This is a genomic window from Boseongicola sp. (assembly GCA_014075275.1).
Taxonomy (GTDB): Bacteria; Pseudomonadota; Alphaproteobacteria; order Rhodobacterales; family Rhodobacteraceae.
Window position 1 is genome coordinate 100,042 of sequence record CP046179.1, and the last position, 24,182, is coordinate 124,223.

30 protein-coding genes and 1 pseudogene are annotated in these 24,182 nt (G+C 55.4%); 27 read left to right on the forward strand and 4 right to left on the reverse strand.

The window, feature by feature from the left end; genetic code table 11:
* Nucleotides 1-253 precede the first annotated feature (253 nt).
* From GKR98_00495 to GKR98_00520, 6 genes are all read left to right on the forward strand, one after another.
* The gene (locus GKR98_00495; GenBank protein QMU56815.1) at nt 254-958 is read left to right on the forward strand and encodes an FCD domain-containing protein; all 705 of its coding nucleotides are present in this window, start codon (nt 254-256) and stop codon (nt 956-958) included.
* A complete protein-coding gene (locus tag GKR98_00500; protein QMU56816.1) occupies nt 948-1,856 on the forward strand; it encodes a dihydrodipicolinate synthase family protein in 909 nt (302 codons plus the stop codon). Before GKR98_00495 ends, GKR98_00500 begins: the two co-directional genes overlap by 11 nt.
* Complete coding sequence (locus GKR98_00505) at nt 1,853-3,343, forward strand: aldehyde dehydrogenase family protein (protein ID QMU56817.1); 1,491 nt, start codon at nt 1,853-1,855, stop codon at nt 3,341-3,343. The genes GKR98_00500 and GKR98_00505 overlap by 4 nt, the downstream gene beginning before the upstream one ends.
* Nucleotides 3,340-4,890, forward strand: coding sequence for a trimethylamine methyltransferase (locus tag GKR98_00510; protein ID QMU56818.1), 1,551 nt, complete (start codon nt 3,340-3,342; stop codon nt 4,888-4,890). Before GKR98_00505 ends, GKR98_00510 begins: the two co-directional genes overlap by 4 nt.
* Before the next feature lie 2 nt (nt 4,891-4,892).
* A complete protein-coding gene (locus tag GKR98_00515; protein ID QMU56819.1) occupies nt 4,893-6,230 on the forward strand; it encodes an FAD-dependent oxidoreductase in 1,338 nt (445 codons plus the stop codon).
* A 140-nt stretch (nt 6,231-6,370) separates the two neighbouring features.
* Entirely contained in the window at nt 6,371-7,294 is a 924-nt protein-coding gene (locus GKR98_00520) for an aminotransferase class IV (protein QMU56820.1), read from the forward strand.
* A gap of 371 nt (nt 7,295-7,665) precedes the next feature.
* On the opposite strand, the pseudogene GKR98_00525 reads toward GKR98_00520, so the two are convergent.
* Nucleotides 7,666-7,752 (reverse strand): annotated as a pseudogene (locus GKR98_00525) (nuclease).
* A 948-nt stretch (nt 7,753-8,700) separates the two neighbouring features.
* Nucleotides 8,701-9,297 carry a hypothetical protein gene (locus GKR98_00530; protein ID QMU56821.1) on the reverse strand — a complete coding sequence of 199 codons (597 nt, stop codon included), beginning with the start codon at nt 9,295-9,297 and terminating at the stop codon, nt 8,701-8,703.
* Between the two features lie 213 nt (nt 9,298-9,510).
* On the opposite strand from GKR98_00530, the gene GKR98_00535 reads away from it, so the two are divergent.
* A complete protein-coding gene (locus tag GKR98_00535; protein ID QMU56822.1) occupies nt 9,511-9,951 on the forward strand; it encodes a universal stress protein in 441 nt (146 codons plus the stop codon).
* 50 nt (nt 9,952-10,001) lie between these two features.
* Nucleotides 10,002-10,622: a hypothetical protein gene (locus tag GKR98_00540; protein ID QMU56823.1), complete on the forward strand. Its 621-nt coding sequence runs from the start codon at nt 10,002-10,004 to the stop codon at nt 10,620-10,622.
* A 43-nt stretch (nt 10,623-10,665) separates the two neighbouring features.
* Here the strand turns inward: GKR98_00540 and GKR98_00545 are convergent, their stop codons facing one another.
* Nucleotides 10,666-11,247: an MAPEG family protein gene (locus GKR98_00545; protein QMU56824.1), complete on the reverse strand. Its 582-nt coding sequence runs from the start codon at nt 11,245-11,247 to the stop codon at nt 10,666-10,668.
* A gap of 155 nt (nt 11,248-11,402) precedes the next feature.
* Nucleotides 11,403-11,948: a peptidoglycan-binding protein gene (locus tag GKR98_00550; protein ID QMU56825.1), complete on the reverse strand. Its 546-nt coding sequence runs from the start codon at nt 11,946-11,948 to the stop codon at nt 11,403-11,405.
* Between the two features lie 234 nt (nt 11,949-12,182).
* Between GKR98_00550 and rpmC the strand changes: the two genes are divergently transcribed.
* The 19 genes from rpmC to rplQ all read left to right on the forward strand — a co-directional run bounded on the left by rpmC (nt 12,183) and on the right by rplQ (nt 23,869).
* Nucleotides 12,183-12,389, forward strand: coding sequence for a 50S ribosomal protein L29 (rpmC, locus tag GKR98_00555; protein ID QMU56826.1), 207 nt, complete (start codon nt 12,183-12,185; stop codon nt 12,387-12,389).
* Between the two features lie 3 nt (nt 12,390-12,392).
* On the forward strand, nt 12,393-12,623 hold the full coding sequence (gene rpsQ / locus GKR98_00560) for a 30S ribosomal protein S17 (protein ID QMU56827.1): 231 nt from the start codon (nt 12,393-12,395) through the stop codon (nt 12,621-12,623).
* 77 nt (nt 12,624-12,700) lie between these two features.
* Nucleotides 12,701-13,069: a 50S ribosomal protein L14 gene (gene rplN, locus GKR98_00565; GenBank protein QMU56828.1), complete on the forward strand. Its 369-nt coding sequence runs from the start codon at nt 12,701-12,703 to the stop codon at nt 13,067-13,069.
* Nucleotides 13,069-13,374, forward strand: a complete 306-nt coding sequence (locus GKR98_00570; protein ID QMU56829.1) for a 50S ribosomal protein L24 — start codon at nt 13,069-13,071, stop codon at nt 13,372-13,374. The genes rplN and GKR98_00570 overlap by 1 nt, the downstream gene beginning before the upstream one ends.
* Complete coding sequence (rplE, locus tag GKR98_00575; GenBank protein QMU56830.1) at nt 13,374-13,937, forward strand: 50S ribosomal protein L5; 564 nt, start codon at nt 13,374-13,376, stop codon at nt 13,935-13,937. Before GKR98_00570 ends, rplE begins: the two co-directional genes overlap by 1 nt.
* A 19-nt stretch (nt 13,938-13,956) precedes the next feature.
* Nucleotides 13,957-14,262: a 30S ribosomal protein S14 gene (rpsN, locus tag GKR98_00580; protein QMU56831.1), complete on the forward strand. Its 306-nt coding sequence runs from the start codon at nt 13,957-13,959 to the stop codon at nt 14,260-14,262.
* 12 nt (nt 14,263-14,274) lie between these two features.
* Nucleotides 14,275-14,667 carry a 30S ribosomal protein S8 gene (gene rpsH, locus GKR98_00585; GenBank protein QMU56832.1) on the forward strand — a complete coding sequence of 131 codons (393 nt, stop codon included), beginning with the start codon at nt 14,275-14,277 and terminating at the stop codon, nt 14,665-14,667.
* 10 nt (nt 14,668-14,677) lie between these two features.
* A complete protein-coding gene (gene rplF / locus GKR98_00590) occupies nt 14,678-15,211 on the forward strand; it encodes a 50S ribosomal protein L6 (GenBank protein ID QMU56833.1) in 534 nt (177 codons plus the stop codon).
* An 11-nt stretch (nt 15,212-15,222) separates the two neighbouring features.
* Nucleotides 15,223-15,582, forward strand: coding sequence for a 50S ribosomal protein L18 (rplR, locus tag GKR98_00595; GenBank protein QMU56834.1), 360 nt, complete (start codon nt 15,223-15,225; stop codon nt 15,580-15,582).
* Nucleotides 15,583-15,914: 332 nt separating this feature from the next.
* The gene (gene rpsE, locus GKR98_00600) at nt 15,915-16,511 is read left to right on the forward strand and encodes a 30S ribosomal protein S5 (protein QMU56835.1); all 597 of its coding nucleotides are present in this window, start codon (nt 15,915-15,917) and stop codon (nt 16,509-16,511) included.
* 3 nt (nt 16,512-16,514) lie between these two features.
* On the forward strand, nt 16,515-16,703 hold the full coding sequence (gene rpmD, locus GKR98_00605) for a 50S ribosomal protein L30 (GenBank protein QMU56836.1): 189 nt from the start codon (nt 16,515-16,517) through the stop codon (nt 16,701-16,703).
* 143 nt (nt 16,704-16,846) lie between these two features.
* Nucleotides 16,847-17,839 carry a nitronate monooxygenase gene (locus tag GKR98_00610; protein QMU56837.1) on the forward strand — a complete coding sequence of 331 codons (993 nt, stop codon included), beginning with the start codon at nt 16,847-16,849 and terminating at the stop codon, nt 17,837-17,839.
* A 502-nt stretch (nt 17,840-18,341) separates the two neighbouring features.
* Nucleotides 18,342-18,815, forward strand: a complete 474-nt coding sequence (locus tag GKR98_00615; protein ID QMU56838.1) for a 50S ribosomal protein L15 — start codon at nt 18,342-18,344, stop codon at nt 18,813-18,815.
* Nucleotides 18,816-18,916: 101 nt separating this feature from the next.
* On the forward strand, nt 18,917-20,278 hold the full coding sequence (secY, locus tag GKR98_00620; GenBank protein ID QMU56839.1) for a preprotein translocase subunit SecY: 1,362 nt from the start codon (nt 18,917-18,919) through the stop codon (nt 20,276-20,278).
* Nucleotides 20,275-20,853: an adenylate kinase gene (locus GKR98_00625; protein ID QMU56840.1), complete on the forward strand. Its 579-nt coding sequence runs from the start codon at nt 20,275-20,277 to the stop codon at nt 20,851-20,853. The genes secY and GKR98_00625 overlap by 4 nt, the downstream gene beginning before the upstream one ends.
* A gap of 522 nt (nt 20,854-21,375) precedes the next feature.
* A complete protein-coding gene (rpsM, locus tag GKR98_00630; GenBank protein QMU56841.1) occupies nt 21,376-21,744 on the forward strand; it encodes a 30S ribosomal protein S13 in 369 nt (122 codons plus the stop codon).
* A gap of 12 nt (nt 21,745-21,756) precedes the next feature.
* Nucleotides 21,757-22,143, forward strand: coding sequence for a 30S ribosomal protein S11 (gene rpsK / locus GKR98_00635; GenBank protein ID QMU56842.1), 387 nt, complete (start codon nt 21,757-21,759; stop codon nt 22,141-22,143).
* A 118-nt stretch (nt 22,144-22,261) separates the two neighbouring features.
* The gene (locus GKR98_00640) at nt 22,262-23,278 is read left to right on the forward strand and encodes a DNA-directed RNA polymerase subunit alpha (GenBank protein ID QMU56843.1); all 1,017 of its coding nucleotides are present in this window, start codon (nt 22,262-22,264) and stop codon (nt 23,276-23,278) included.
* 171 nt (nt 23,279-23,449) lie between these two features.
* The gene (gene rplQ, locus GKR98_00645) at nt 23,450-23,869 is read left to right on the forward strand and encodes a 50S ribosomal protein L17 (protein ID QMU56844.1); all 420 of its coding nucleotides are present in this window, start codon (nt 23,450-23,452) and stop codon (nt 23,867-23,869) included.
* The last annotated feature ends 313 nt before the right edge of the window (nt 23,870-24,182 follow it).

Consider the following 24,182-nt stretch of genomic DNA (forward strand, 5'->3'; position numbering starts at 1 on the left):
GCAAAACCCGAAACACCGATGCAAGCAACATTCGATTTGGACGCAAGCCGGTCAACCGGTCGTTGAAAGTAAGCCCGCCGGTTTCGGACCTATCCCTTTCAGGGCTGATGGTGCCAGTGTTCGGCTCGTTGTCGCGAGCGTTTTACTAAAGGGCGACATCCGGCTGCATCCGGTGAAAGTCGAAATTGGCTGCCTGAAAGTTCTCTTGAACTCCATGTGATTTTGTATACAAAATGTATACGAAAGGAATCACATGTCCAAAGATGCAAAATCGAAATGTCTTGAGGACCTAAAAAGGCGCATTCTTTCAATGGATTTGCAGCCGGGGTCTGACCTGGATGAAGCAAAGCTGTCGGCCCAATACGGCATTTCGCGCACGCCTTTTCGGGAAGTCCTGCAACGCTTATCGGGCGAGGGATACATTCGACTACAAGCCAACCGGGGGGCAAAAGTGGCGTCCATGGATCTGCCGACCATGCGGGTATTTTTTCAGACAGCGCCGCTGGTTTATTCCAATATTTCCTATCTGGCAGCGGAAAACCGGACATCAGAGCAGCTGGACATGCTGAAAGAGCTTCAGGTCAAGTTTGCACAGGCAACAAAACACCTGGATCCGAATAAATCCGCGATCACGAACTTTCTGTTTCACGAACTAATCGGCCAAATGGCCCATAATTCGTATCTGATGGCCTGCATGGATCGGCTGTTGATCGACCACACACGTCTAAGCCAGACGTTTTATCGTCCCGCTGAGTCTGCCGAAGAGGCTTTGATAGGAAAAGCCGTCGAGCAACACGATGCCTTGATCACTGCGATTGAAGCGCGCGAGTCTGCCCTGGCGATGGAGTTGACCTTGCAGCATTGGGATCTTTCCCGCGACCGAATGGAGCGTTTTGTGCGTCCGGATCCGCTGCCCGCAAATGTTGTTTCTCTGGAGGAGCTGCAAAATGCAGTTTGAAGGTATCTACACACCTTTGGTTACGCCATATCATTCAGACTTTTCGCTGAATGATGAGGCACTGGCGGCGGTCATTGATCATCTGATCGATGCGGGAGTCCATGGCCTGATCGTTGCCGGGACAACGGGTGAATATTATGCGCAGTCCACCGAAGAACGGATCGAGTTGATGAGCCGCGCCCGTGATCTGATCGATGGGCGCGTGCCGATGATTGTTGGTACTGGAGCTATGCGTACCGAAGACAGCGTGATGTTTGCGCAAGCCGCGAAAGAGGCTGGTGCCGACGCGTTGCTAATCGCGACGCCCCCATACGCTTATCCAACCGGACGCGAGATTGCGCTGCACGCGCTTGCTGTTGACCGCGCGGCCAACCTGCCTGTGATGTTTTACAATTACCCCGGCCGGATGTCGGTCAACATGGATGAAGAATGTCTGGATCGATTGGGCCGATCCCCAAATTTTTGTGCCATCAAAGAAAGCTCGGGCGATCCTAATCGGCTGCACATGCTGGCACGAGATTACCCACATATCGCCTTGTCCTGCGGCATGGACGACCAGGCGCTGGAGTTCTTTGCCTGGGGTGCACGCTCGTGGGTTTGTGCGGGTTCGAATTTTGCGCCCGAGGCGCATATTGCGCTGTATCGCGCCTGTGCCGTTGAAGGCGACTTTACGAAGGGGCGGGCGATCATGTCAGCGATGTTGCCGCTGATGCGGGTTCTTGAACAGGGCGGTGCCTTTATTCAATGCATCAAGCACGGGCTGACCATGCGTGGTATTGATGCCGGACCTCCTCGCAAGCCCCTGCAGCCATTGAACAAGGATCAGCGGCGCGAACTGGAAGAGGTCATTCGAACAATGAATACCGCAATCGCGGCTATCGAGGGAGCGCCGTCATGACAGAACTTCTCACACGCGCGGAATACGCAGCAATTGCCGCTGACATGGATTTCCCGGCAAGCCCATATATTGACGGGAAGTTTCGGCCCAGCAGCGGCACCAAAATGCCGACTGTAAATCCGGCGACCGGAGTGACGTTGGCGACAATTGCCACTGCCAGTGCCGATGATGTTAACGTTGCTGTTCAAAAAGCGCGCGAGGCGTTTGATCAGGGTCACTGGTCAAAAGCACATCCGTCACACCGCAAGGACGTGTTGATCAAGCTCGTAAAATTTATGACCCGTCGCCAACGCGAATTGGCGGTGCTGGAAAGTCTGGAAAGCGGCAAGCCAATCCGCGATTGCGTAACTGTTGACATCCCAGAGGCGATGCATTGCATCAAATGGCACGCCGAAATGATCGACAAAATATATGATCAGACCGGCCCGGCCGGGGACGACGCAATCAGTTTAATAGTCCGCGAACCTATCGGGGTTGTGGCTGCAATATTGCCATGGAACTTTCCGCTTCTCATGCTTGCGTGGAAGATTGCTCCTGCCCTGGCGGCAGGGTGTTCGGTGATTGTGAAGCCAGCCGAGCAGACGTCGATGACTGCTCTGCGGGTGGCCGAACTTGCGCATATGGCTGGTGTGCCTCGCGGTGTTTTGCAGGTTCTTCCGGGGGATGGGCCATCAGTCGGCGAACCACTTGGCCGTCACATGGATGTCGACATGGTGACGTTCACCGGGTCAACGGACACTGGACGCCGGTTCCTGCACTATGCTGCGGATTCCAACCTCAAGGAAGTCGTTCTGGAATGCGGTGGCAAGAACCCGGCGGTCGTTCTGGAAGATGCGGAAAATTTGGATCATGTGGCCGAGCATGTGGTCAATGCTGCCTTTTGGAACATGGGCGAGAATTGCTCTGCCGCGTCTCGCCTGATTGTCCACAAGTCGGTTAAGGGACCATTGTTGGAACGCATACAGGCCCGTTTGCGGGACTGGAAAACTGGAGACCCGCTTGATCCGGCAAATCACTTGGGCGCGTTGATTGATGCAGAACATGTGACGAAGGTTTCCACTTACCTGAAAGGCGACGCGCTTGCTGGTGGTAAGGTCGATGGTCCGTTCGTGCCGCCAACAGTTTATGAAGTCAGGCAGGACGATAATCGCGCCGTGGATGAAATCTTTGGCCCGATCCTGAGCGTTATCGAAGTTGCATCGACGGATCAGGCAATTCAGGTTGCCAACGATACGGCCTATGGACTGGCCGCCAGCGTCTTTACGTCCAATGTGCGAACCGCGATGAGGGCTGCGCGCGACATAAGGGCGGGAACCGTCACTGTGAACTGCTACGGAGAGGGCGACGCTTCGACGCCTTTTGGTGGATACAAGCAATCCGGGTTTGGTGGCCGCGACAATGGCATCCACGCCCACGACCAATACACCGAGTTGAAAACAATATGGATCAATCTGACTGATCCACGTGACGGGGATAATGTGGGATGAGTGTTGCAGCTGTGGGAACAGCCCGTCGGGGGCGCGGCAATCGAAAGGCACAGCGCCAGACCCGCGATGTGTCGATGCTGCCAGCGCTCAAGCGCCGCCTGCCGCTGACCGAGCCAATGGACCAGGGGCAAGTCGAACGTATCGATGCAGCCTCGATGCACATTCTTGAAAACGTCGGGGTTCAGTTCCGAGACCCCATTGCCCTGGAGGACTGGCGCAAAGCCGGCGCGAAAGTCGATGGTGAGATGGTCTATCTGGACCGCGGGCTGGTGCGCGAGCTGATCGCAACAATTCCGGAGACCTTTACCTATCACGCCAGAAACCCGGTAAATAACCTACCGTTCGGTGCCGATCACTCGATATTCGTGCCGATGACTGGTGCGCCATATTTGCGTGACCTTGACGATGTGAGGCGAAATCCGACGCTGGACGACCTGGCGAACTTTCACAAGCTTAGCCACATGTTGCCCGCGATCCATTCGTCGGCGCACCATATCGTCGAACCTTATGATCACCCGATAAGCCAGCGCCACTTGCGCATCACCTATTCGTCGATGAAGCATTCCGACAAAACGTTCATGGGCATGATCACCAGCCCCAAAAACGCTGAAGACGTCATTGACATGTGCGCCATTCTGTTCGGCGAAGATTTTATGGAAACCCACCCCGTTGTCACCGGCAATTGCAACGGAAACTCGCCGCTAGTCTGGGACGAAACCATGCTGGGGGCCATGCGGGCCTTTTGCCGCAAGAACCAACCCGTATTATGCTCACCGTTTGTGCTTGGTGGTGCAAATACACCCGCGTCTGTGGCACCAACTGTTGCCCAGCTAAATGCCGAAGCGCTTTCGGCGTTGGCGTATACGCAAGTGATCAGAAAGGGCTGCCCGGCAATTTATGGGCATTACCTTTCGACGGTATCGATGAAGTCAGGTGCGCCAATGGCCGGCACGCCGGAAATCAGCCTGATGAACTTCATGATCGGTCAGATGGCGCGGTATTATGGTGTGCCCTGGCGCACGTCCAACACGCTTGGCGGTGCCAAGACATTCGACGCCCAGGCCGGATACGAAAGTGCAATGACTTTGAATGCGGTGTTGATGGCTGGGGCCAACTACATCTGGCATTCGGCGGGTTGGAACGAAGCTGGAATGCATTGTTCGATGGCCAAGTTCGTGGTGGATGCCGAGATGTGCGCCATGGGGTATCGCATGGCAGAAGGCATCCGATGGGATGACTTCGACGAGGCCCTGGCGGCGGTCGGGGATGTCGGGCCGGGCGGTCACTATCTGGGCCATCCGCATACATTGGAGAACTTTCAGCGCGCGTTCTTCATGCCCGAGATGTTTGACAACAATTCCATTGAGCAGTGGCAAGCCGATGGCTCGGTCGAGATAACCGAACGCGCCTTGAAGCGGGCGCGCGATCTGTTGTCGGAATATCAGGAACCAAAGCTTGAGCAGGCAACGGACGAAGCGTTGCGGGACTATATCGCCCGTCGCGAACGCGAGATTCCGGCGGCAGAAGCCCTCAATCAAGTTCACTGAACATGACGATCAACGTAAAAAGGCTTCCGAAAGATCCGGGGCCCGCAGGATGGAACCGGCTTTTGCCCGAGCCCCCGGCGCCAACCCCGCTGGAAGGCACGCAAACCGCTGACTGGCTGATTATCGGAGCCGGGTTTGCCGGGCTGGCCGCGGCGCGCAGGCTGTCGCAAAACTGTCCGGGCGACCGGATCGTCGTGCTTGATGCCACGCGCGTGGGCGATGGTCCATCAGGGCGCAACTCGGGCTTCATGATCGATCTGCCGCATGATTTGTCGTCAGAAGATTACGGCGGCTCACATAAGGCCGACCTCGAGCAGATCGTCGACAACCGGGTGGGTATAGATTTTGCCGGTCAGATGGCGACGGATTTCAATCTTTCGAACGAGGCATTTTCGCGGTCGGGCAAAATCAATGCGGCTGCAACATCAAAGGGCGAGGATCACAACCAGAATTATGCGCACCATCTGAGTGCACTTGGTGAAGACTTCGAAATCTACGATGCCAGTAAAATGCGCCAGATCACCGGAACGGACTATTATCGAAGTGGATTGTTCACGCCCGGCACCGCAATAATCCAGCCCGCCCTTTTTGTAAGAGGCTTGGCCGAAGGGCTTGGGCAAAGCGGTGTGGTCATTCACGAGCAAAGCCCCGTTGTGAGTTTGGAACGCGATGGCGATTGGATCGCGAAAACTCCGAAAGGCCAGATCACCGCGTCACGGGTTATACTAGCCGTCAACGGGCATTTGAACAGCTTTGGCTTCTTGCCTGGACGTCTGATGCACGTCTTCACTTATGCGTCGATGACGCGCCAACTTTCGCCCGATGAAGTTTCTCGGCTTGGTGGTGAACTCATTTGGGGTGTAACACCAGCAGATCCAGTGGGTACCACCGTTCGTCGCATTTCGGGTCAAGGTGGTGATCGGATTGTGGTCAGGAACCGGTTCACATTCGACCCATCAATGGAAGTGTCGTCCGGCCGCATTGACGATGTTGCCCGCGACCATGACCGCGCCTTCAATGCAAGGTTCCCGAAACTGCGGAACGTTGGCATGGAGTTCAGATGGGGCGGGAGGCTGTGCCTGAGCCTGAATAACGTGCAAGTCGTTGGAGAAATTGATGAGCGGCTTTACACTGCCTGTGTCCAGAATGGGTTGGGTACGACTAAGGGCACATTGGCAGGCATGTTGGCTGCTGATATGGCGATGAATGTGCAATCTCCAACGCTTGATCGCGTGATTGCGTCAAAGGCTCCAAAGCGGCTTCCACCAGAACCCATTGCCAGAATCGGTGCAAACCTACGGCTTCGATGGCGAGAAAACCGCGCCGATAAAGAGCTTTGATTTTGGCGCTCCGGCATTGCGAGCCATGGCGCTTGCAGATCCGGTCGCGGTAATTGTCGAACACAGGAATTGCAAATCCTTGATGCGGAGGGCAGCATTGCCCCCAGTGACTTAATCCTGCCGACAAGGCTGATGTGAACATGATTGAAGCAAAGCCGACCACCCATGATGCTGATGAAGATCTGCGCAACCGGGATATCAGGATCTATGTGAACGGCGACATCGTCCATCGCGACGAAGCCAAAGTCTCGGTTTACGACAGCGGGTTTATGCTGGGCGATGGCATGTGGGAGGGAATGCGCCTGTATGACGGCAAATGGGCCTTCTTCGACGAACACATGGATCGGTTTTTTGCATCGTGCAAATCGGTGTCGCTGGATGTGGGCATGGACCGCGCAGGTATTCTGGATGCTCTTACACGCACCGCGGCGGCGAATGACATGCATTCGGATGTGCATTGCCGATTGATGTTAACCCGCGGCGTTAAGGTGAAGCCGTTTCAGCATCCCTCGCTCAGCCGGTCGGGGCCGACGTTGGTGATCATCATGGAGCATTCCAAGCCAGTTGAGACTTTGCAATCCAAGGGTATTCGTCTTGCCACTGTTCCGCAGGTGCGCGGTCTGCCCATGAGCCAGGATGCCAAATACAACAGCCATTCCAAGCTGAATTGTGTGATCGCCTGTTTGCAGGCCGAGCAAGCCGGGGCGGACGAGGCATTGATGCTGGACCCGCATGGGTTTGTGAATACCACCAACGCCTGCAACTTCTTCATTGTGCGCAAGGGCGAGGTTTGGACCTCGACCGGGGATTATTGCATGAACGGGGTGACCCGTCAGAAGGTCATCGACCTTTGCCGTGACAATGACATTGTCGTGCGGGAGAAAAACTATTCGCTCTACGAAGCCTATGGTGCTGACGAAGCGTTTTTGACCGGCACGTTCGGAGCGCAAACACCCGTTGCCGAGATCGACAGAAAACCGATCGGAACTGGAGCAAGACCAGTGACACAGAGGATTCGTGAACTCTACAAAAGTATGGTTCAAGCGAATGTGGCTGAGAGGTAAAAACGACGAGGAACGGCAACGAGCGTTCTAAACCTGCAAGATTTTCCGAAAGCTGGCCCCGGTCTGAATGTTCGGCGGACGCCTAGGTCTTGTGAAATTGCGGGGTTGTTGGCTATTCAAGCAAGAAATGACTCGCGAATGGTTTGGAATCCCGTTGCCGGTATAATCGCGAGCGATTTTGCCTATTGTTTCCAGAAACCAGACAAAATCCGGCAAGAAATGTCCGAAACGACGTTTTTTAAGAGATTTTTTTGAACGTCTTCACGTCCGTGTTACTTTTCTCGCCTGCTTTACGGGAAGGAAGCACAGATGACATTGCTCAAGAAATCCTTCATCCCGCTAGTCGCAATTGCGCTGGTGGCGATGGCGCCGGGGGCGGCTGATGCGCAGGGACGCGGCGGCGGCGGCGGTGGCCCAGGTGGCGGCGGCGGAAATGGCGGCAACGGCGGCGGCAGCACGGTGGATGGGTATTACTCATGGATGCACACCGATGTGGCGCTTGCATTCGATGAAACCCAGCTTGGCGGCAGTTTTACCGGTGTTGGATCGCACCTGATCGTTATCGACAGTTTCTATGGCACCCCATTGTCGGGCAACCTTGATGGGACGTCGCAAAGTCAATCGCATGGTGCCTGGACCACGCTTCAAGCTTCGCTTGTGGCACCGGGAGCGGCTCTGGCGTCAGATGGCGTTCTGATGGCGGGCGTAGACTATAATGAAAACGTGCTTTTCGACGTTACCCGCTACTACAGCGCGACAGGCACGGATCTGAACGTGGTAAACTTAAGCTTTGCACTGGCGGAACCGGTCGGTGGCACGGTTAACCTTGGTGCGCTGGGTAACTCGATTATTACCCAAGCCAAAGCTGGCAGTGCCGTGTTCGTCAAAGCGGCAGGCAATTCCAATGGCGGCGCCGTGGATGAGTCATTTGCCGCAATCATTGGTGGCAGCATTCTGACCGTCTATGACGAGCTTAATCTTGGCTTGATCGATACACCGAGCACATTGTTTGTCGGAGCGCTTAGCAAAGACGGCGGCACCAAGAAGCAGGCGTCAATGGCGCGCTATTCGACGATCGCCGGTGATGATCCGTTGGTTCAGGCGAATTTTCTCGTTGTCGGTGTGAAGTCGGGCGAGAATGGCGGCCTGGAAGGCACGTCTTTTGCCGCGCCAATCGTGTCCGGTTACGCTGCCATTTTGGGCGACAAGTTCGAAGCGGCCTCGCCGACCCAAGTTGTAGATCAGCTTTTGGCGACTGCGCGCGAAGATACCATCCGAAACTATGATGTTTCGGTGCATGGTCAGGGCGAAGCCTGTCTGGCATGCGCGCTATCAGCGATTTCCATCCCGAAGTGATTGCGTTGGATATCCCAAAAAAACGGCCGGGCTTTCCCGGCCGTTTTTCGTTAAAACCGCAATTGATACCTGAGTGAAACACCCAATTGGTCGCTGGGTCGCTGGTTTAAAAGGTAATTCAACGTTTCGGCTGGCGGCAATGTCGAATCTGCCATGCGGCAGTTCACAGACTGTACGCCGCCAATGGGACCATAGTCAGCGGTGCAAGAACCCTCGCGAAAATAGCCGCCCAGGACAGTCGTGACCGCAAGCGACAACAATCCGTTGTCGCCCATGGGTTCGGTGGCCAGAAACCCGATTTTTAGGCTAGGCTCAATGTGGTATTTCTCACCGCCCTCGCCTGTGCCCAAGCCCCAGATTACGCCAAAGTTTGCATTGACTGGCGACAGTAGCGTTATGCGCATATCCTGAAAGTCGGTGCTGTAGTATCGTTGAAAAGAGTATCTTGATCCGTCGGACAATCCTCCGGTTCCGGTTCTAAATCTGTCGGCCAGCGAGGACGTGCTGCTAACGCCGATCCCAACCAATTCAACATTTTCCAAGAGCGCCTGTGATTGGGCGGATTTTGCCCCTGTCAGGCACAACAACAGGCACGCCAACTTGAAGCTGGCGGGCAGAAAGCGTGAAAACTGGCTCGTTTTGCGCATGGCCCTTCACGTTTGATCGCTCGACCCCCATGACGACCTTACAAGCGCAATCGCGCGTGTATTTGTCAAAGTTGTGGCAAATAAGGGCATTCTCCTTTGGAAACCGATCCGTGATCGGCCCCAAAACAGGCGGGCAACTTTGATCCGCATCAAGGCAGTGATTTGGCAACTTCATTATAATTAAGAAACTTGGAGCAGAGAGAGGGTGTTGAGATGTTCAGGACAATACTTGTTTCTTATGACGGTTCGGATCATTCGAAGAATGCATTGGCGACGGCTGCGAATGTTGCCAGGAAATATGGGGCGGTGCTGCATCTAAGTCATACGCCCCAGGTTGATACGCCTATGGTTGTTGTCGGCCCTTTTGTGAGCCACGTTGAGGTTCCGCCAACCCCCGAACAAATCGCCGAAGCCGGCCAAAAGGTGACGCAGGAAGCCGAAGACAACTTGAAATCGTCGGGTGGGTCCTTTGCGGCAATCCATATTGGCGACACAAGTCCCGCTGTCGATACGTTAGCCGTCGCCGACGAAATCGAGGCAGACCTTATCGTTATGGGGAGGCGCGGCATCGGGTCGGTACGTGCGCTGGCATTCGGGTCAGTCAGTCAGGCCGTTGCTCATAGGTCAAAATGCGCCTGTCTGACCGTGGTTTAGCGACATTCACGCATTGTCGGTGTTGTGGTTGATGGGGTAAGACCGCGGACATGAGCAACATTCGCGATCTCTTTGTCACGCCGCTTTATCACGCCCGATTGGTGGATCACGGTGACCCCGTCGATGCCGCCGAATTGGAAGCCTCTTGTTTGTCGATTGCCGAAGACGACGAGGCTGGGCAGAACTGGTGCGAAGCCAACGACTTTCCGGGCTACACCAGTTATGCCTCGTTGACCGATCTGGCGTGGCGGTTTCCAGTTTTTGAGGCGGTAACGAAAGCCTTGGACGCACATGTCACGGTTTTCGCAAAAGAACTGGGTTTCGATCTGGGGGACAAGGCGCTGAAGCTGGAAGACCTGTGGATCAACATTCTGCCCGAAGGTGGCATTCACACGGCGCACATCCACCCGCATTCCGTGATCAGCGGAACCACCTATGTGGCGATGCCGGAAGATGCCAGTGCGATCAAGTTCGAAGACCCGCGCCACGCGATGATGATGGCTGCGCCGCCGCGCAATAAAAGCGCACGCGAAGGGTTGCAGAACTTTGTCTATGTGTCGCCGAAAGTGGGTGACGTGCTGTTTTGGGAAAGCTGGCTGCGCCACGAGGTGCCGATGAACATGTCGGAAGATGATCGGATCAGTGTCAGTTTTAACTACGCCTGGGGCTAATCCAATTGGGTCGCGCGACCGAGGTTCCCGGGACCGGTTTGACTTAGATCATCGCAGCGATGGCGAGATAACTGGCCATGCCGAACATTGCGATTAGACTGGCGCTCATGAAGATGCCGCGGGCGTCGTCGTGGCCGCGCAGATAGCTGTAAGTATAGCCGAGACGCGCGACGGCGAAGCCGGTGAGCCAAGTGATGGCGGCTGCTGCTGGTGGGGACACGATGCAGAAGATTGCGGCAAGCAGCACGAAGTAGATAGTGTTTTCGGTGGTGTTGCGGTGGGCGTTGTGGCGGCGTTCAAGTTCAGCCAAAGCCTCTTTGGTGGCGCTGTCCTTGGTGGTTCCGCTGGCGGCCCATTCTTCGGGTGTGGCGTGGAGGTTGTGGTTCAGGCGGGTCAGTTCGGTCGAAGTCATCAGCCAGGCGTGGTTGATCACCAGCAAGATCGCGGCGGCGATCAAGGCGTTTACCACCATGGGTGCGGGCAGGGTGATGGTAACTTGGCTGATCCCGAAAAACAGGAGGTTGGCGGCGAGGCCGATCAGAAGCATTGCAAAGGGATAGGCCAGAATGATCAGGGTGAACCGCTTTTTGCGATCTGGGCTAAGGCTTTTGGCAGTGACGTCCATGTGCAGGTCTCCTGAAGGCGCGATTCTGGTGTGTTGCCGGCATAGTAGCTGGGATTGCGCGGATGTGGACCTGAGGAAATACGTTTGAGGCCTATGCAAAAAAGCCGGAACCGCGGTTGCGATTCCGGCTGATTTTTTTGGCGGAAATGGACTGATTAGCCGAACCAGCCTTTGACTTTGCCCCAGACAGATTTTTTCTCGGGCACCTCGACGACTGCCCCGGCGACCACATCAACGCCCTTCAGTTCGGGCAGGGGTTCGCTTTCGAAGTGTTCTTCATCAGGTTGAACCGTTGCTTTTTGAGCGACCTCGGGGGTCATTTCCTCGAAGGTGTCCAGCATGGCCAGAGTTTCCGGGCCTGCGATGCCGTCGCTGTCCAGACCGCGTGATGCCTGAAATTCCCGGACGACTTTTTCGGTGCCAGCGCCGAAGATGCCGTCGGTTTCTGTGCCCAGGCCTTCTTGAAGGCGTTTTACGGCTGCGCCGCGCGACCCTTTGCGCAAGAGGACCAGTTCGTGCAGTCCCATGGCGGAGAATGTGTCTGGGCCTGCGATACCATCGACGGCAAGGCCGTTGGCGGACTGATACTCGCGCAGCGCGCGTTCGGTGCCTGGGCCAAAATCACCATCAGCGGTGATGCCGAGACGTTCCTGCAACCGCTTGACTGGCGCTCCCTTTAAGCCCTTTTTCAAAATCGACATATCGTATCCCACATTGTTTGCTATCTGCCCATTTTAACAGGTGTGGTGGGGCACCGGGTATGGGAAGGTTGCGCCAACTTTCCCCCCAACCAAATCGGCCCGGAAGATTGTTAAAAACAAGGCTTGCCAAGTGGGGGTTTGCCGCCTAAAAGCCCCCTCTATTGTCCACTCCACTGGAATCAGAGTGACGTTTTCTAACGGCTCTCCGGTGATGTTGAAAAAGGAAGACCGGCGATGGACGCCAATGAACTGCGGGAGAAAACTCCCGATCAGCTCCGTGATGAGTTGACCGCACTTAAGAAAGAGGCCTTCAACCTCCGTTTTCAACAGGCCACAGGCCAGTTTGAAAACACTGCTCGCATGCGCTCGGTTCGCCGTGACGCAGCCCGTGCAAAGACAATTTTGAACCAAAAAGCGGCTGAAGCCGCTCAGGAGGCGTAAGATATGCCAAAGAGAATCCTGGCAGGCACTGTCACCAGCGACGCAAACGCACAAACCGTTACCGTCTCGGTCGAACGCCGCTTTACGCATCCGGTTATGAAAAAGACAATTCGTAAGTCCAAGAAATACCGGGCTCACGATGAGGCTAACACATTCAAGACAGGCGACCAGGTTCGCATTCAGGAATGTGCGCCCAAGTCGAAGACGAAACGTTGGGAAGTGATCGCCGAATAAGCGGTCACTTTTCTTAATTTTAGCGAAACCCTGGGGCCAATGACTGCAAGGCGGTCCCACAGGTCGGGAGAAACCAAATGATCCAGATGCAGACCAACCTGGATGTTGCTGACAACAGCGGCGCACGCCGTGTTCAGTGCATTAAGGTCCTGGGTGGCTCGAAGCGTAAATACGCTTCCGTAGGCGATGTGATTGTCGTCTCGGTTAAAGAAGCCATTCCACGCGGTCGCGTAAAGAAAGGTGACGTCCGTAAGGCCGTCGTCGTACGCACTGCTAAAGAAGTTCGCCGTGAAGATGGCACCGCGATCCGTTTTGATCGCAACGCCGCCGTGATCCTCAACAACAACAACGAGCCTGTAGGCACCCGTATCTTCGGGCCAGTTGTTCGTGAGCTGCGCGGGAAAAGCTTCATGAAGATTATCTCGCTGGCTCCGGAGGTGCTCTGATGGCTGCGAAACTCAAAAAAGGCGACAAGGTCGTTGTTCTTGCCGGTAAGGACAAGGGCAAAGAGGGCGAGATTTCATCTGTGAATCCATCGGCTGGTAAGGCTGTGGTTGATGGGGTCAACATCTCTGTTCGTCACGTGCGCCAGTCGCAAACCGAACAAGGTGGCCGTCAGCCAAAGGCGATGCCAATCGATCTTTCGAACCTGGCCCTTCTAGACGGTAACGGCAAAGCAACCCGCGTCGGCTTCAAAGTTGAAGACGGCAAGAAAGTGCGCTTTGCGAAAACCACGGGGGACGTGATCTGATGTTGGACACAGCAAACTATACCCCGCGCCTAAAAACGCACTATGCCGATAGCATTCGCGCCGCTCTGAAAGAAGAGTTCGGCTACAAGAATGACATGCAGATCCCGCGTCTGGACAAAATCGTCCTGAACATTGGCGCAGGTCTGGAATCGGTCAAAGACTCGAAGAAAGCCAAATCGGCACAGGCTGACCTGACGGCGATTGCCGGTCAGCAAGCTTTGATCACACGCGCCAAGAAGTCCATTGCGGGTTTCCGGGTTCGTGAGGATATGCCTTTGGGTGCCAAGGTCACACTTCGTGGCGACCGCATGTATGACTTCCTTGATCGTCTGATCACGGTCGCTCTGCCACGCGTTCGCGACTTCCGCGGTGTGAAGGGCACGTCATTTGACGGACGTGGCAACTATGCCATGGGTCTGAAAGAGCATCTGGTCTTCCCTGAAATCGATTTTGATAAAATCGACGAAAGCTGGGGCCTGGACATCATCATCTGCACCAACGCCAACACGGATGCAGAAGCCAAGGCGCTGTTGAAGCTTTTCAACATGCCATTCAACAGCTGAGCCTGGGAGAGATTACGAGATGGCAAAGAAAGCAATGATCGAACGCGAAAAGAAGCGGGAAGCACTGGTGGCAAAATACGCCACTAAGCGTGCCGCGCTGAAAGAGATCGCAAATGATGAATCGAAGCCGATGGAAGAGCGTTTCAAGGCCCGCCTTAAACTGGCGAAACTGCCGCGCAACAGCTCTGCCACCCGTCTTCATAACCGTTGTCAGCTGACGGGGCGTCCACACGCCTATTATCGTAAGTTGAAACTCAGCCGGATCGCGCTGCGGGATCTTGGGTCGAATGGCCAGATCCCCGGCATGGTCAAGTCAAGCTGGTAAGGAGGGTAAGGTATGAATGATCCTCTAGGTGATATGCTGACCCGCATCCGCAATGCGCAGATGCGCGGGAAGTCCACAGTCGAAACACCTGCGTCCAAGTTGCGGGCATGGGTTCTGGATGTTCTGGCCGACGAAGGCTACATCCGCGGCCACGAAGCAACGACCGGTAAAGATGGCCATCCGGCGATCGAGATTAGCCTGAAGTATTACGAGGGCACTCCGGTTATCCGCGATCTTAAGCGCGTTTCGACCCCAGGTCGTCGTGTTTATATGGGCGTGAAAGACATCCCACAGGTCCGTCAGGGTCTGGGTGTGTCGATCGTGTCGACGCCAAAAGGTGTTATGTCGGACCTGAATGCTCGTTCGGCTAACGTCGGCGGCGAAGTGCTCTGCACGGTCTTCTAAGGAGAGAACAATGTCTCGTATTGGGAAAAAACCGGTCGAGCTGCCTTCTGGGGTTGAAGCCTCAGTCTCCGGCCAGACCGTCACAGTCAAGGGCCCGAAGGGCAGCCGCGATTTCACCGCCTCTGACGATGTAAGCATCGTCATTGACGGAAACGTGGTGACAATCGAACCGCGCGGCAAGTCCAAGCGCGCCAAGCAGCAGTGGGGCATGAGCCGCACGATGGTTGGCAACTTGGTCACCGGCGTATCGGCTGGTTTCAAGAAAGAACTTGAGATCAACGGCGTTGGTTATCGTGCAGCTATTCAGGGCAACGTATTGCGCCTGAACCTTGGCTACAGCCACGATGTCGAATTCCAGATTCCGGAAGGTGTTGCAATCACCTGTCCGAAACAGACGAAAATCGTCATCGAAGGCATCGATCAACAACTCGTCGGTCAGGTTGCGGCTAATATCCGCGAATGGCGTGCGCCGGAGCCTTACAAGGGCAAAGGCATCAAATACAAAGACGAGTATATCTTCCGCAAGGAAGGCAAGAAGAAGTAAGGACCGGACACATGGCACTTTCCAAAAGAGAGCTGTTCCAGAAGCGCCGCATGCGCGTCCGGAACAAACTTCGCAAAGTGAACGCCGGACGCGTGCGTCTGTCGGTTCACCGTTCGAACAAAAACATCAGCGTCCAGCTGATCGACGATCTGGCAGGCACCACGCTGGCATCGGCTTCGTCGCTCGAAAAGGACCTTGGTGTTGTTGGCAAGAACAACATCGAAGCCGCAACCAAGGTTGGCGAAGCCATCGCCGCGCGTGCCAAGAAGGCAGGCGTCGAAGAGGCTTATTTCGACCGCGGTGGTTTCCTGTTCCACGGCAAAGTGAAGGCCCTGGCCGACGCTGCGCGGGAAGCAGGGTTGAAGATCTAAATGAAAAAGGCTTGCCCGCGTTGTGGGCAGGACTGGCTAAGAAAGGTTGAGATAGGTGCAATCGGTCGCACAGTTATGCTGTGTTATGATTGCGAGGCGGTGTGGGGATGTGAATGTCACACCGATTTTGCCACCTTTCTCGAACTAAGTACCTTTCTGAGCAGGTGCGGTGTCGTGCCGTCGAAGAAGGTCTACGATACGTTCAATGATTTGGACATGTAGATTTGACTGAAAAGAAGGGTGGGGTTTCATCCCACCTTCGATGACCGGGGCCACATGGCACTTCGGTTGGACAACAGGCGCTTCGGCGCAGAGATAAATTAGGAGGCCAGATGGCCAGAGATCCAAATCAACGGGGCGGCAACCAGCGCGGTGGACGCGGTGGACGCGACGAGACCCCGGAATTCGCTGACCGCCTGGTCGCGATCAACCGCGTTTCGAAGACCGTAAAAGGTGGTAAGCGCTTTGGCTTCGCAGCCCTCGTCGTCGTTGGCGATCAGAAAGGTCGCGTTGGCTTTGGCAAAGGTAAAGCCAAAGAAGTGCCAGAAGCGATCCGCAAAGCCGGTGAGCAGGCCAAGCGCCAAATGATCCGCGTGCCCCTGCGCGAAGGTCGCACATTGCACCACGATATCGAAGGTCGTCATGGCGCCGGTAAAGTGGTTATGCGCACAGCCCCAACTGGGACCGGGATCATCGCCGGTGGTCCGATGCGTGCTGTGTTCGAAATGCTGGGCATTCAGGACGTTGTTGCTAAGTCGATCGGTTCGCAGAACCCTTACAACATGATCCGCGCGACCATGAACGGTCTGACAAAAGAAGCCAGCCCACGTTCGGTTGCACAGCGTCGCGGTAAGAAAGTCGCTGACATTCTGCCCAAGCGTGACGAAGCACCAGCTCCGGCACCTGCTGCCGAGACCGAGGAGGCTTAAACCATGGCAAAAACCATCGTCGTCAAGCAGATCGGTTCCCCGATCCGCCGTCCGGCCAAACAGCGTGCAACGCTGGTGGGCCTGGGCTTGAACAAGATGCACAAAACCCGCGAGCTGGAAGACACACCTTCGGTTCGCGGCATGGTCAACTCGATCCCGCATCTGGTTGAGATCGTGGAAGAGCGCGGCTAAGCCCGCTTCGACCTGGAAAATTTGAACGCCCCGGTGGAAACGCCGGGGCGTTTTGCGTTTGTGGAGAGGGCTTTGGGTTGCGGGACAGGTGCGGTTGATGGTTGTTTGGTCGGACAATTCAATAACTTGAAGGCCCATACTCTATGACCAATCGTCTTTGCGATACACTGAACATCGACCGCCCGATCATTCTTGCGCCTATGGGGGGTGCCGTTGGCCCGAAGATGGTCGGCATTGTCAGCAACGAGGGTGGCCTGGGTACGATCCCGCTGTGGCGAAGCACGCCTGATCAAATCCGCGCGGCAGTGGCAGACATCAGAGACAGGACGGACAAGCCGTTTGCGGTTAATCTGAACGTCGGATTTCCCCATGAAGATCAGATAGATGCCTGTCTGAGTGTGGACGTTCCCATCATCTCGTTGTTTTGGGGCATGTCGGAAGCGGCGATTGCGCGCGTGAAGGCGGGAGGTGCCAAAGCCATGGTTACTGTCTGTAACGCTGCAGAGGCCCGACAGGCGATTGATGCCGGCGCCGATGTATTGGTGGCGCAAGGATGGGAAGCGGGTGGCCATGTGTGGGGCGTTGTGGCCAGCATGGCGTTGATCCCGGCAGTGGTAGATGTGGCGGGCGATGTGCCGGTGGTTGCGGCTGGTGGTATCTCTGATGGACGTGCGATGGCAGCGGCAATGGCACTTGGTGCATCTGGCGTCTGGGTCGGCACCCGGTTTCTGGCAGCCGAAGAGTTGGATATTCACGAGGTATACCGGCAGCGGATACTAGAGGCCGGGGAAGATGATAGTTTCTACTCTGCGAACCTGTTCGATCACGGCTGGGAAAACGCGCCGCACCGTGCGCTGAAGAATTCGGTATACGCGCAATGGATGGCCGAAGGGCGGCCAGAGCCCGGTAGCCGCTCGCTTGAGGGCAGCGTAATTGGTCAAAACAGTCAGAACCGTGATGTTCTTCGGTATCAAAGCCATACGCCGTCTTCCGGAGACACCGGTGAAATTGAAGCGATGTCAATGTGGGCTGGGCAGGGGGTCGCACAAGTGCGCGAGGTCATGCCCGCAGCAAAGATAATGGACGAATTAGAGGCTGGCGCAGCCCAGGTGATCCAGTCGCTGAGGCTGCGCTAGGGCCGCAGGCGCGAAGGCCATCAACGGCAGTTGATCGCCCCTGGGCGGTCCAGGCACCCGCAGTCAATGCCGATGTCACGCTGCAGGTGTTTCGACATGCCTAACCGATCTAACTGATCGGCGTGGCGAAGCGACAATACTTCCATTTGAATGGATCGACTTAACGAATGTGCTGGTTGTCTTGGGCGCGATTTGAACATGGAACTTCTCCTTTGCATGTTTGATTCGAGGCTTTCTACGACCTCAAGTTAACTTGAGGTCAAACGATTTGTTTGTGCCCGCGTGCGAAATGTTTGAGGTGTCTGGGCTGGTGCCTCGTCTTCTTAGTTGCCTGATAACATAGCTTCCAGCTGCCAAAATCCTGAAAAACAACGCTTGATTCAGGTGTGACGCAGGTCTATACGCCGCCGGTGGTCGCAAATTCGGCCGCATAAACCTTATCAAAAACGCCGTGTTCGGCCGCTCCCGTCGCTGGGGGCCGCATCCGGCAAGGAGAAGCGACATGAAACTAAACGAACTTCGTGACAACGAAGGTGCGACCAAAAAAGCAAAACGCGTTGGTCGCGGTCCGGGCTCCGGCAAGGGTAAAACCGCCGGTCGCGGTATTAAAGGTCAAAAATCCCGTTCGGGTGTGGCTATCAACGGTTACGAAGGCGGCCAGATGCCTTTGTATCAGCGTCTGCCTAAACGTGGCTTCAACAAGCCAAACCGCAAGGCATTTGCAGTTGTGAACCTGGGCCTGATCCAGAAATTCATCGACGACAAGAAAATCGACGCCAAAAAAGACATCACCGAAGATGTTCTGATTGAAAGCGGTCTTGTGCGTCGCAAAAAAGACGGCGTTCGGGTGCTGGCCAAGGGCGAGTTTTCGGCAAAGGCGACTATCTCGGTCACTGGCGCGTCGAAATCTGCTGTTGCGGTTGTTGAAAAAGCCGGCGGCTCGCTGACGGTCACTTCTGCGTCGGCTGCTGAGTAACAGCTTGTGAGCGGCGCATTGGCCGCTTACATATCACCACAGGTTTTCCAGCGCCGCCGACCGGGAACCGGTTTGGCGGTGCTTTTATAAGAGAGATACGTATGGCATCCGCAGCAGAGCAAATGGCCTCGAACGTCAGTTGGGGCATGCTGGGCAAGGCGACTGAGCTTCGGCAACGTCTTTTGTTCACCATCGGACTTCTGATCGTTTACCGCATCGGCACCTATATTCCGGTTCCCGGCATTGATGGTTTTGCTTTGCGTGAATTCATGGATCAGGCGGCCAGTGGTATTGCTGGTGTTCTGGGGATGTTTACCGGCGGCGCGCTCAGCCGGATGGGTATCTTTGCCCTTGGGATCATGCCGTATATCTCGGCGTCGATCATCATTCAGCTTCTGGGCGCCATGTGGGGCCCGCTGCAACAGCTTAAGAAAGAGGGTGAAAGCGGCCGTCGCAAGATGACGCAATACACCCGTTATGGCACGGTGTTCCTGGCGACTGTACAGGCTTATGGCCTTGCGGTTTCGATGGAAGCGGGCGGTCTGGTGACTGATCCCGGCCTTTTCTTCCGCGCTTCTACAGTGATTACGCTGGTTGGCGGCACAATGTTCCTGATGTGGCTGGGTGAGCAGATCACTGCACGCGGCGTCGGCAACGGTATCTCGCTGATCATCTATGTCGGCATCATCGCTGAATTGCCCGGTGCATTGGGCCAGTTCCTGGCGCAAGGTCGCTCGGGCGCTTTGTCCACAGCGGTGATTCTGGGCATTATCGTCATGCTTCTGGGCACGCTTGTCTTCGTTGTCTTCATGGAGCGAAGTCTGCGAAAAATTCATATTCAGTATCCGCGACGGCAAGTTGGCATGAAGGTTTACGACGGCGGATCGTCGCACCTGCCGGTCAAAGTGAACCCGGCTGGAGTTATCCCGGCGATCTTTGCATCGTCTTTGCTGCTGCTGCCGACCACGCTTTCAACCTTCTCGGGCAGTTCGGCAGGACCGGTTATGAGTTGGATACTGGCCTACTTCGGCCCCGGACAGCCGCTTTACCTGTTGTTCTTTGCGGGCATGATCATGTTTTTCACGTATTTCTATACATTTAACGTGTCGTTCAAACCTGATGATGTTGCCGAAAACCTGAAGAACCAGAACGGCTTTATCCCCGGCATTCGCCCCGGAAAGAAGACCGAAGAGTATCTTGAATACGTTGTGAACCGCATTCTTGTGCTTGGTGCCAGCTATCTGGCGCTGGTCTGTCTGATGCCGGAGATTGTGCGCACGAACCTTGCGATCACGGCCTACTTTGGCGGCACCTCGATCCTGATTATTGTCAGCGTGGGTATGGACTTTATCCAGCAGGTCCAGTCTCATCTGTTGGCCCATCAATACGAAGGGCTGATCGAGAAATCCCAGTTGCGCGGCAAGAAGCGTGGCGGGAAGGGTAAGGGGACACAACGCCGATGAACATAATTCTGCTTGGGCCACCGGGGGCCGGGAAGGGAACGCAAGCGCAGATCCTTGTCGAGAAGCGCGGCATGATCCAGCTATCGACCGGGGATATGCTGCGCGCGGCGCGGTCATCGGGCACCGCGATGGGTAACAAGGTTGCTGCCATCATGGATGCAGGCGAACTCGTAACGGACGAGATCGTCATTGGTCTGATCGAGGAGAAACTCGAGGGTGACCATGGCGGCGGGTTTATCTTTGACGGTTTCCCACGGACGCTCGGGCAGGCCGACGCTTTAAGCGCGTTGCTGGAGAAACATGGAACCGGATTGAACCACGTTATCGCTATGGAAGTGAACGACGAGGCTTTGGTCGGTCGTATCCTGAACCGCGCGAAGGAAGCGGTGGCCGCTGGCGGCACGGCACGTGCCGACGACAATGAAGAAAGCCTGAAGATCCGTCTGATGGAATACTACAAGAAGACCTCGCCTTTGATCGGTTATTACCACGCCAAGGGGCAGCTTCAGTGGGTACCGGGGCTGGGTGAGATCGATGAGGTTGCGGCTGGGATTGCGGGTGCGCTAGACGGTTAAGTTCAAACTCCGAAAGTTCGCGAGTTAATGATTTCACCGTAACGGTCCTTAAAAAAGCGCGCTATGCTTCGACGTTGTTTGATGTCCAGTTCTGGATCCAGACCTTCGGCCCTAAGGATCGTGCACGTAATTTCATCTGGCTAATATGTTCTGTTAATGAAGTCAGCGCCAGAAAGGCCGGTATGACAGTAACCCCATTCTGCGCTTAGATACATCAAAACGGCATCAAGATCTGTCTCAAGATCAACTTGGAAAACTGGTCCGTTTCGCATGAGGAAAATCGTAGCAGATGTGCCCTGGCGACAAAACCCTTGACACCCCCGTCGCGCGCCCTTGACCCCACGCCCGCAACACCCTAAATACCGCCATCTCGCAAGAGAATCGGTTAACCATTTCAGGGGTCGCACCCCGGACGGAAAACCACCCGAATTACGTCGTAAAGCCCGTGGCCACACGCCTCGGGCTTACGTTGTGAAAAAAGGGCCTGGGATCACGGGCTCGCAACGAAAAGGAAGACCACACGTGGCACGTATTGCCGGCGTCAACATACCCACTGGAAAGCGGGTTCCGATCGCCCTTACCTACATCACCGGAATTGGCCCAACTTCAGCAAAAGCTGTTTGCGAAGCCGTAAAAATCGACGAAACGCGTCGGGTCAATGAACTCAGCGATGCTGAAGTTCTGGCCATCCGCGAGTACATCGATGCCAACCTGACCGTCGAAGGCGACCTGCGCCGCGAAGTTCAGATGAACGTCAAGCGTCTGATGGACCTTGGGTGCTACCGTGGCCTGCGCCACCGTCGCAGCCTGCCGGTTCGCGGTCAGCGGACACACACAAACGCACGCACCCGCAAAGGCCCCGCAAAGGCCATTGCCGGCAAGAAGAAATAAGGAGGCTGACCAATGGCACGTGATCGTCGCGTAAAAAAGAAGGCCTCTAAGAACATCGCCACTGGCGTTGCTCATGTGAATTCTTCGTTCAACAACACCAAAATCCTGATCTCGGACGTGCAGGGCAACGCCATTGCATGGTCGTCGGCAGGCACCATGGGTTTCAAAGGCTCGCGCAAGTCGACGCCTTATGCTGCTCAGATGGCCGCGGAAGATGCGGGCAAGAAGGCTCAGGAGCATGGTGTTCGCACGCTGGAAGTCGAAGTTCAGGGGCCGGGTTCAGGTCGTGAATCGGCACTGCGCGCACTGGCTGCTGTGGGCTTCAACATCACGTCGATCCGTGACGTGACGCCGATTGCACACAACGGCTGCCGTCCGCCAAAGCGCCGTCGCGTTTAACGGATAAAGATTAGCGCACGGGCCTTGGAAATACTCCGGGGCCCGGCAATGTCATTTTGACCCTCGGGGCGTCTGTTGTCTTGGACATGGGCCGCAGACCAGAATTGAGGAGACCCACATGATCCATAAGAACTGGCAGGAATTGATCAAGCCAACGCAGCTTGAAGTGAAGCCGGGCAATGACCCGTCTCGCAATGCAACTGTTGTGGCTGAACCGCTTGAGCGTGGCTTTGGCCTGACGCTGGGCAACGCGCTGCGTCGCATTTTGATGTCGTCGCTTCAGGGCGCGGCTATCACCAGCGTTCAGATCGACAACGTTCTGCACGAGTTTTCATCCGTGGCCGGTGTGCGTGAAGACGTCACCGACATCGTTTTGAACCTCAAAGGCGTTGCGATCCGCATGGAAGTCGAAGGGCCAAAGCGTCTGTCGATTTCCGCTAAGGGTCCGCAGGTTGTTACCGCTGGTGACATCTCGGAAACCGCTGGCATCGAGATCCTGAACAAAGAGCATGTCATCTGTCACCTGGATGATGGCGCCGATCTGTTCATTGAACTGACCGTAAACACCGGCAAGGGCTATGTCGCTGCCGACAAGAACCGTCCCGAAGACGCGCCGATTGGTCTTGTGCCAGTTGATGCGATCTATTCGCCGGTCAAGAAGGTCAGCTATGATGTTCAGCCGACCCGCGAAGGGCAGGTTCTGGATTATGACAAGCTGACACTGAAGCTGGAAACAGATGGTTCGGTTACGCCGGATGATGCGGTTGCTTACGCAGCGCGCATTCTTCAGGATCAGCTGTCGATCTTCGTGAACTTCGACGAGCCGGAATCGGCAAGCCGTCAGGACGAAGACGATGGTCTGGAGTTCAACCCGCTTCTGCTGAAGAAAGTGGACGAGCTGGAACTTTCGGTGCGGTCTGCAAACTGCCTGAAGAACGACAACATCGTTTACATCGGCGATCTCATTCAAAAGACCGAAGCAGAAATGCTGCGCACGCCAAACTTCGGCCGCAAGTCGCTGAACGAGATCAAAGAGGTTCTATCTGGAATGGGTCTGCACCTTGGCATGGATGTCGAGGAATGGCCGCCGGAGAATATCGAAGACCTGGCCAAGAAGTTCGAAGACCAGTTCTGATCGCTTTGCGATCGCCCCGGACATGATCCGGGGCCTCGCCGTTTCGGGTCGAACGGCGAGAGTTTCGAGGCCCCGGGTCAAGCCCGGAGAGACCCCAAGGAGAGCGGCTGACACGCATCGGCTGCCAGACAAAGCAAAACCGCCTGTAGAAGGCACATTGGAGTAAGAAATATGCGTCACGCACGAGGCTATCGCCGCCTGAACCGCACACACGAGCACCGCAAGGCGCTGTTTGCGAACATGGCTGGCTCGCTCATTGAACATGAGCAGATCAAAACAACTCTGCCAAAGGCCAAAGAGCTTAAGCGGATCATCGACAAGCTGATAACCCTAGGAAAACGCGGTGATCTTCACGCGCGTCGCCAAGCTGGTTCGCAGTTGAAGCAGGACGCCTATGTGGCGAAACTGTTCGAGGTTCTTGGACCACGTTATGCTGAGCGCCAGGGTGGTTATTCCCGCGTTCTTAAGGCTGGCTTCCGTTATGGCGATATGGCCCCAATGGCCATCATCGAACTGGTTGACCGGGACGTGGACGCCAAAGGCGCGGGCGACCGCGCACGGGTTGCGGAAGAAGAAGCTGCTGAAGAATAAGCATTTTTCAGGTGTCTGATTAAAAAGGGATCGCATGTGCGGTCCCTTTTTTAGTTTGGCATCCGATTTAAGAAATATGTGACTGAAAGCGATTCCAGTAGGCGGGTTTCGGCATCCGAAGGCGATTGTGCGTGAAAGGCGCTGAGACTGAGGAATCTCTCAAGATCAACAAAGACATCCTGTGAAACCAGTGACCTGAGGTCTGATAAATGTGTTGATTTTTTCATCGCTAAATCTTTCGTTGTATTCTTAACTTCTATACACTTTAAAGTTGACTAAGACGTAGCAACAACCTATCTAATTGGACAGGTGG

Bases quoted from the DNA above. Each gene is read 5' to 3' on its own strand.
- GKR98_00495 (QMU56815.1), top strand. From the start codon at position 254: ATGTCCAAAGATGCAAAATCGAAATGTCTTGAGGACCTAAAAAGGCGC.
- GKR98_00500 (QMU56816.1), top strand. From the start codon at position 948: ATGCAGTTTGAAGGTATCTACACACCTTTGGTTACGCCATATCATTCA.
- GKR98_00505 (QMU56817.1), top strand. From the start codon at position 1,853: ATGACAGAACTTCTCACACGCGCGGAATACGCAGCAATTGCCGCTGAC.
- GKR98_00510 (QMU56818.1), top strand. From the start codon at position 3,340: ATGAGTGTTGCAGCTGTGGGAACAGCCCGTCGGGGGCGCGGCAATCGA.
- GKR98_00515 (QMU56819.1), top strand. From the start codon at position 4,893: ATGACGATCAACGTAAAAAGGCTTCCGAAAGATCCGGGGCCCGCAGGA.
- GKR98_00520 (QMU56820.1), top strand. From the start codon at position 6,371: ATGATTGAAGCAAAGCCGACCACCCATGATGCTGATGAAGATCTGCGC.
- GKR98_00530 (QMU56821.1), bottom strand. From the start codon at position 9,297: ATGCGCAAAACGAGCCAGTTTTCACGCTTTCTGCCCGCCAGCTTCAAG.
- GKR98_00535 (QMU56822.1), top strand. From the start codon at position 9,511: ATGTTCAGGACAATACTTGTTTCTTATGACGGTTCGGATCATTCGAAG.
- GKR98_00540 (QMU56823.1), top strand. From the start codon at position 10,002: ATGAGCAACATTCGCGATCTCTTTGTCACGCCGCTTTATCACGCCCGA.
- GKR98_00545 (QMU56824.1), bottom strand. From the start codon at position 11,247: ATGGACGTCACTGCCAAAAGCCTTAGCCCAGATCGCAAAAAGCGGTTC.
- GKR98_00550 (QMU56825.1), bottom strand. From the start codon at position 11,948: ATGTCGATTTTGAAAAAGGGCTTAAAGGGAGCGCCAGTCAAGCGGTTG.
- rpmC (QMU56826.1), top strand. From the start codon at position 12,183: ATGGACGCCAATGAACTGCGGGAGAAAACTCCCGATCAGCTCCGTGAT.
- rpsQ (QMU56827.1), top strand. From the start codon at position 12,393: ATGCCAAAGAGAATCCTGGCAGGCACTGTCACCAGCGACGCAAACGCA.
- rplN (QMU56828.1), top strand. From the start codon at position 12,701: ATGATCCAGATGCAGACCAACCTGGATGTTGCTGACAACAGCGGCGCA.
- GKR98_00570 (QMU56829.1), top strand. From the start codon at position 13,069: ATGGCTGCGAAACTCAAAAAAGGCGACAAGGTCGTTGTTCTTGCCGGT.
- rplE (QMU56830.1), top strand. From the start codon at position 13,374: ATGTTGGACACAGCAAACTATACCCCGCGCCTAAAAACGCACTATGCC.
- rpsN (QMU56831.1), top strand. From the start codon at position 13,957: ATGGCAAAGAAAGCAATGATCGAACGCGAAAAGAAGCGGGAAGCACTG.
- rpsH (QMU56832.1), top strand. From the start codon at position 14,275: ATGAATGATCCTCTAGGTGATATGCTGACCCGCATCCGCAATGCGCAG.
- rplF (QMU56833.1), top strand. From the start codon at position 14,678: ATGTCTCGTATTGGGAAAAAACCGGTCGAGCTGCCTTCTGGGGTTGAA.
- rplR (QMU56834.1), top strand. From the start codon at position 15,223: ATGGCACTTTCCAAAAGAGAGCTGTTCCAGAAGCGCCGCATGCGCGTC.
- rpsE (QMU56835.1), top strand. From the start codon at position 15,915: ATGGCCAGAGATCCAAATCAACGGGGCGGCAACCAGCGCGGTGGACGC.
- rpmD (QMU56836.1), top strand. From the start codon at position 16,515: ATGGCAAAAACCATCGTCGTCAAGCAGATCGGTTCCCCGATCCGCCGT.
- GKR98_00610 (QMU56837.1), top strand. From the start codon at position 16,847: ATGACCAATCGTCTTTGCGATACACTGAACATCGACCGCCCGATCATT.
- GKR98_00615 (QMU56838.1), top strand. From the start codon at position 18,342: ATGAAACTAAACGAACTTCGTGACAACGAAGGTGCGACCAAAAAAGCA.
- secY (QMU56839.1), top strand. From the start codon at position 18,917: ATGGCATCCGCAGCAGAGCAAATGGCCTCGAACGTCAGTTGGGGCATG.
- GKR98_00625 (QMU56840.1), top strand. From the start codon at position 20,275: ATGAACATAATTCTGCTTGGGCCACCGGGGGCCGGGAAGGGAACGCAA.
- rpsK (QMU56842.1), top strand. From the start codon at position 21,757: ATGGCACGTGATCGTCGCGTAAAAAAGAAGGCCTCTAAGAACATCGCC.
- GKR98_00640 (QMU56843.1), top strand. From the start codon at position 22,262: ATGATCCATAAGAACTGGCAGGAATTGATCAAGCCAACGCAGCTTGAA.
- rplQ (QMU56844.1), top strand. From the start codon at position 23,450: ATGCGTCACGCACGAGGCTATCGCCGCCTGAACCGCACACACGAGCAC.